The sequence below is a fragment of the Sporichthya sp. genome, from assembly GCF_013815995.1.
Classification (GTDB): domain Bacteria; phylum Actinomycetota; class Actinomycetes; order Sporichthyales; family Sporichthyaceae; genus Sporichthya.
On sequence record NZ_JACDFE010000257.1, the window covers coordinates 1 to 5,686 of the forward strand.

The window sequence follows — 5,686 nt, forward strand, 5'->3', positions numbered from 1 at the left end:
CACCAGCAGTCGGTCCGCGTCGGCCCGGGCCCCGACCTCGACCCCGGTGGCGCGGGCGTGCTTCACCGCGTTGGCGACCGCTTCGCAGGCGACGAACCAGGCCGCGGCCTCGCAGGCCGGCGGGAAGCGTTCGGGTCCGACGTCCAGGCGCACCGGCACCGGGGAGCGGGCCGCCAGATCCTCCAGGGCGGCGGCCAGGCCACCGTCCACCAGGATCGCGGGGTGCAGACCGTTGGCCAGCGCCCGCAGTTCCCCCACCGCCGTCTGAAGCTCCGTCACGGCGCGGTCGAGGTCGACGGCCAGCTCCGGCGAGCGAGTCCGCAGCTGGGCTGCGCGTAGCTGGAAGGCCAGCGCCAGCAAGCGTTGCTGCGCCCCGTCGTGCAGGTTGCGTTCGATCCTGTGCCGTTCGGCGAGTTGGGTCTCCACGATCCGTGCCCGCGAGAGCCGCACCTCGGCCAACTGAAGCGCGACGGCCGCGCGCAGGCCGACGGCCTCCAGCTCGGCGCCGGCCTCGGCGGCGACCTCCACGACCAGCTCGCGCCCGACCTGGTCCGGGTCGAAGGCGATGCTGGCGACCGGGACCCCGAACCGCTCCACCACGACCTCGTCCGGGGCCGGCGTCACCGGGTCACCAGCGGCGCTCACCCAGGTGCCGTCCGGGGCGACCAGGTAGGCCACCCGCAGCCCCGGGTCCGCAAGCGCCAGGCGCAACGCAGTGTCGACGTCCCGGGTGGCGGCCGCCCCGCGCAGCGCGTTGCGGACCAGCTCGAGCGCAGCGAACCGGCGGCGGCTGAACCGACGGTCCATCCCGGCCTGCAGCCAGCGCCGGGCCGGCGCCGCGGCCGCGGCGGTGGCCAGCGTGGCCACCGCGGTGGCGATCTGGGAGCTCCCGGACACGTCGCGCAGGGACCAGACCGCGAACAGCACCGTGGCGACGTAGACGCCCGCGAGCAACAACGAGAGCAGCGAGTACGTCGCGGCCCGGGTCAAGATGCGGTCCACGTCGTAGAGGCGGTAGCGCGCGATCGACAGCGCCGCCGCGATCGGGATCAGCAGCAGGTACCCCGCCGTCAGCAGGCCGAGCACGGTCTCGTGCCCGGTTCCGGCGGCGACGAAGGAGCCGCCGATGTAGAGCGGCAGCGGGATGACGACCAGGGCGAGCCAGAGCAATTGGCGACGCTCGTCCCCCTGCGCGCGCCGAAATCTGACGATCAGTGAGATCCCGCCGGCGATGAACAACATCCCGGACGCTCCGGCGCTGATCGCCACGGTCGGCCCCAGCAGGCCGTCCAGTCGCTCGATGCCCCAGGGATTCGTCACACTCTCGAAGGGCGCCTGCTTGAGTTTGCCCGGCCGGAGCAGGAAGCCGCCGTAGGCGAGGGCCCCGACGGCCAGGCTCGCCCACACCGCGCGACCCCAGGCGGGCGAGACCGGGCAGCCGGTCGGGGTCAGCAACAGGATCAGGCCCAGGATCACGAACCACCAAAGCCATACGCCCGAGCTGAGCGTCGCGACCTGTTCCCCTGCGGGCCAGGCACCCGGACGGGCCAGGACGGCGTAGGAGCCGTAGGAATCGCCGACGGCGGAGAGCCCGAGGGTCGTGGCCAGGGCGAGGAACAGCCAGCCGACGGGGTGCGGCGACCGGCGGACCGCCAGCAGCGCGCCGATGGTCGCCGCGGTGAACGCGGCCCCGCCGAAGGCGACGATCTCGGTTGCGCCGGCTCCCAGGTCTGGCCGGCCCGCGGTCTCGACGCGGTGGTCTATCCAGAGGCTCAGGCCAAGGCTGACCAGGACGGTCAGCCAGAGCGTCACCGCGACGGCTGGGACCAGCGCGCGACGTGCAGGGGGGCCCATGTGCCCATGGTGGCACCGCGACGGGCGGGCGACGTCGGGGATAACCCTGACGCGGTGGTGGGTGCTCGCTCCGATGCGGCGATACCGGCGCCGGGCTCACAGTCGGGAGCGACGAGGACACCGGGTTCTCGAAGGGAGCGTCAGATGTCGTATCAGCAGGCAGTCCGAATTCCGGTCCAGGCGGGCCAGCGAGTGGCAGCCGCGTGTGGCGTCCTGTCCGCGGTGGCCCTCTTCCTGGCCGTTGCGGCGGTCGACGTCCCCCGCCATGCGAGTGAGCAGGAGATGCTCGCGTGGTGGCGGGACGGCGACAACCGCACCGCCGACGTCGTTTCCACCTTCGCGCTGCTCGCGGCGGGACTGCTGTTCCTGGGCTTCGTCACCGCCCTGGCGCGCCAGGTCGCGCTCCGAACCGAGGGAACAGCAACTCTGATCCGCCAGGCCGGCACCCTCTTCGTCGCGATGATCTTCGCCACCGGCCTGGGTGGGGCGATCGTGCGCGGGCTAGTCGTCGATGACGAGCCGGTACCGGGCGTGGACGTGCTGCGGTTCTTCGCTCAGCTGCGCTACACGGCGATGGGTGTCTACGCAATGCCCGCGGCCGCCGTCGTCATCGGAGCCTGCTCCTACGCCGCGTTGTACGCCGGAGCCCTGCCGCGCTGGTTCGGTTGGCTCGGCGTGGCGAGCGTCGTCGCGATCATTGCCGCCACGGCCGCCTTCCTCGGCCAGTTCGCGATCCCGGCGGTGCTGGTCTGGACGATCGCCGGTTCGGTGGTGCTGCTTCGCGCGCCGACGGCCGGTCCGTCCTACCTGCCGCCGACGGTGCCGCAATCCGTGCCGGTCTCCTGATCCTGTACGAACTCAGATCTTCAGATCCAGGGCGGAAGCGCCGGGAGGCCGTGGGGCGCATCGAGGTCTGACCCGTCGGCACGTCCGGCGACCCAGGCCAGCAGATCGGCGGCGGAGCCGGCGACCTCGGTGCGCTCCCCGTCCGGCCCGAGGGTCCAGGTCCGGTCGCGGTCGGTCGCCCGCGCCGAGACCGGCTGACAAGGTCGGTCCCCTGGCGCATCCACGGCAGCGTGACCTCGACGTTTTCCCTGCTCATCGGCACCCTCCTGGCGTCCAGCGACCGCAGCGTAGGCCGCCCCGACCGCCGTATGTCGATGTGCCACCGACGGCTACGCAGATGGATCCCACTTAAAGAATCTTGAGCAAATGGCCCACCAATAAGCGCCGTCGGACCGAATTGGCCGGGTAAGTCCCGCTCGATCCGCGCCCTTCGCCCGAAGGGCCCTTTCCCCCCAGCCCGTCGCCGGCCCCGTATCGCCGGCAACGTCACCGCTGCGGGTCCGAATGCCGGTGCCCCTGGCCGGCGGAAGGAGTTCCATGTCTTTCACCAATGCCGAGGCTCTCGAGCCTGCGGGCACCTCCCGTCGCCAGTTCGTGGGCTACGTCCTGGCGGGATCGACTCTCGCCGTGACGGCCAACGTGGCGTGGGCACCGGACCAGGCCGCTGCGGCCGAAGGGGTCACCCCGATCCCCAGCAACGCGGTGCCGGCCGACTTCTACGACTTCATGGACACGGTGCGCGACGCATCGATCCCGACCAACCACCTCCTCTCGATCGAGGTGCGCCCCGACGGCAAGGCGTTCTTCGCCCTGCCCCGCTCCGACAACGGCCAGATGATCACCACCTCCTTCGCCCAGGTGATCGCCGAGGAGATGGACATCCCGTTCGAGAACGTCGACGTGCAGCTCGCGCCGGCCCGTCCGGAACTGATGTACAACCAGCTCACCGGCGGCTCCTGCTCCCTGTACTCGTTGATTGAGCCGGTGCGCGTGATGGCGCTGACGGCCCGTCAGAAGCTGATGGAGGCCGGAGCGCAGAGACTGGGCGTGGACGTCTCCCAGATGCGCACCAAGCAGGGTTACGTGATGGGCCCGGCCGGCGACATGATCGGCTATGGCGCCCTCTCCGAGCTCGCCTCCGAGCTGCGCACCCCGTACAAGGCGATCCTCGGCCCGATCCGCGGCACTGTGATGGGCAAGTCCTACGGCAACGTGGACGCCCGCGACATCGCCACCGGCCAGAAGCACTTCGTGATGGACCTCAAGGTCCCCGGCGCGCTGCCGACCATGGTCTGCCGTGCCCCGTCCTTCCACGGCACCGTGGCCAAGGTCCACAACCTGGACGCCGTCAAGAAGATGCCCGGCGTCACCGACGTCGGGATCATCCCGACCGGTGTCGCGGTCCGTGCCCGCACCTTCGGGCAGTGCATCGACGCGGTCCGCGCGCTCAAGGTGGACTGGGCCGCCGGCCGCAAGGACGGCTCGTCCAGCGAGTCGCTGCTCACCGAGATCGCCAACGCGGCGCTCCCGATGCTCCCGGCCGACCCGCTCGCGACCGTCCTGAAGGAGACCTACACCTTCCAGTTCCGCAGCGGTTCGCCGATGGAGACCAACGCCGCCATCGCCGACGTCCGCGAGGACAGCGCCGTCATCTGGGCGCCGTCCAAGATGCCGATCATCGCGCTGCAGAAGATCGCCGCACTGCTGGACCTGCCCGAGGACGCGGTCACCTTCAACGTCATCAAGGGTGGCGGCTCGTTCGGGCGCAAGCTGTTCCCGGACGCCGCGCTTGAGGCGGTCGAGGCCTCCCGCCTCTTCGGCAAGCCGGTCAAGCTCATGTGGCACCGCACCGACGACAACCGCCACGGTCGCATGCACCCGGGTTGCGTCACCGAGATGCGCGCCACCGTCACCGGTAACAGCGTCAGCAGCATCACGATGCGTCACACCAGTGGCGCCACCGACCTCACCCACGGCCTGGGCGAGATCATGTCGGGCAACCTGGTCGCCTCCCCCGACGGCGAGCTGGGCAACCTCGCGACGGCGATCGGGTTCTTCCAGATCGTCTGCCAGGTTCCCTACAACTTCGGTCCGACCGACCTGAAGCTGAACGAGACCTTCAAGTACGACGACCTGCCCTCCAGCGCAGTGCGCAACGTCTACTCCCCCGACACCACCGTGGCCCGCGAGCTGATGGTGGAGAAGCTCGCCAAGCACTTCGGCATGGACGGCTACGAGTTCCGCCGGGCGTTCGTGAAGGACGCCAAGAGCACGGCGCTGCTCGACAAGGTCGCCGAGGTCGGTCAGTGGGGGCGCACCCTCCCCAAGGGTGTCTCGCAGTCGATCGCCCTGCACGAGGAGTACAAGTGCAAGGTCGCCTGTCTGATGGAGCTGGACAACCGGCCCATCACGACGAACCGCAAGATTCGTGAGGCCTACACCGGCCCGCGCGTGACCAAGGCGATCATGGCGATCGACGCCGGCCGGCCGATCAACCCCAACGGCCTCCAGCACATGCTGATGGGTGGCCTGTCCGACGGCATCGCCTACTCGCTGACCTCCGCCGTGCACATCGAGGACGGCCTGCCGCTCGAGGGTTCCTGGGACAACTACCGGTACACCCGGCAGTGGAACACCCCGCTGGTGACGCAGTTCATCGTCATGCCCGCCAACCGCGAGTTGGTCGGCGGCGCCGGCGAGGTCGGCATCGCGGTCGCTGCGGCCGCCGCGGCGATCGCGTACCAGAACGCCCAGGGCAAGGACGCCGTCGAGTTCCCGGTCAACTACCGGGAGCCGCTCGGCTTCGTCGTCAAGCCGAAGGTTCCGTCCATCCCGCAGAGCCCCATCAACGGCCGCCGTTTCGCGCGCTGACCTGACTACTCAGAGAGGAGACTGTTATGCCTAAGCACTCGTTCATCCTGAACGGCAAGAAGGTCAGCGTCGACATCGAGAACAACGTCCGCATGCTCTGGGTCCTGCGTGACGT

At 70.0% G+C, this 5,686-nt stretch carries 4 protein-coding genes and 1 pseudogene; 3 read left to right on the forward strand and 2 right to left on the reverse strand.

Annotation, left to right across the window (positions count from 1 at the left end):
- A partial coding sequence (locus tag H0X00_RS20855) for a histidine kinase (RefSeq protein ID WP_293774463.1) occupies window positions 1–1,854 on the reverse strand: 1,854 nt, incomplete at its 3' end.
- 144 nt (window positions 1,855–1,998) lie between these two features.
- Here H0X00_RS20855 and H0X00_RS20860 point away from each other — a divergent pair.
- Window positions 1,999–2,700, forward strand: a complete 702-nt coding sequence (locus tag H0X00_RS20860) for a hypothetical protein (RefSeq protein WP_293774464.1) — start codon at window positions 1,999–2,001, stop codon at window positions 2,698–2,700.
- Between the two features lie 20 nt (window positions 2,701–2,720).
- Here the strand turns inward: H0X00_RS20860 and H0X00_RS20865 are convergent, their stop codons facing one another.
- Complete coding sequence (locus tag H0X00_RS20865; protein ID WP_293774466.1) at window positions 2,721–2,924, reverse strand: hypothetical protein; 204 nt, start codon at window positions 2,922–2,924, stop codon at window positions 2,721–2,723.
- A 313-nt stretch (window positions 2,925–3,237) separates the two neighbouring features.
- Here H0X00_RS20865 and H0X00_RS20870 point away from each other — a divergent pair, with 313 nt between their 5' ends.
- Both H0X00_RS20870 and H0X00_RS23995 read left to right on the forward strand, forming a co-directional pair.
- Entirely contained in the window at window positions 3,238–5,571 is a 2,334-nt protein-coding gene (locus tag H0X00_RS20870; protein ID WP_293774468.1) for a molybdopterin cofactor-binding domain-containing protein, read from the forward strand.
- A gap of 26 nt (window positions 5,572–5,597) precedes the next feature.
- Window positions 5,598–5,686, forward strand: a pseudogene (locus H0X00_RS23995) ((2Fe-2S)-binding protein); the annotation flags it as partial.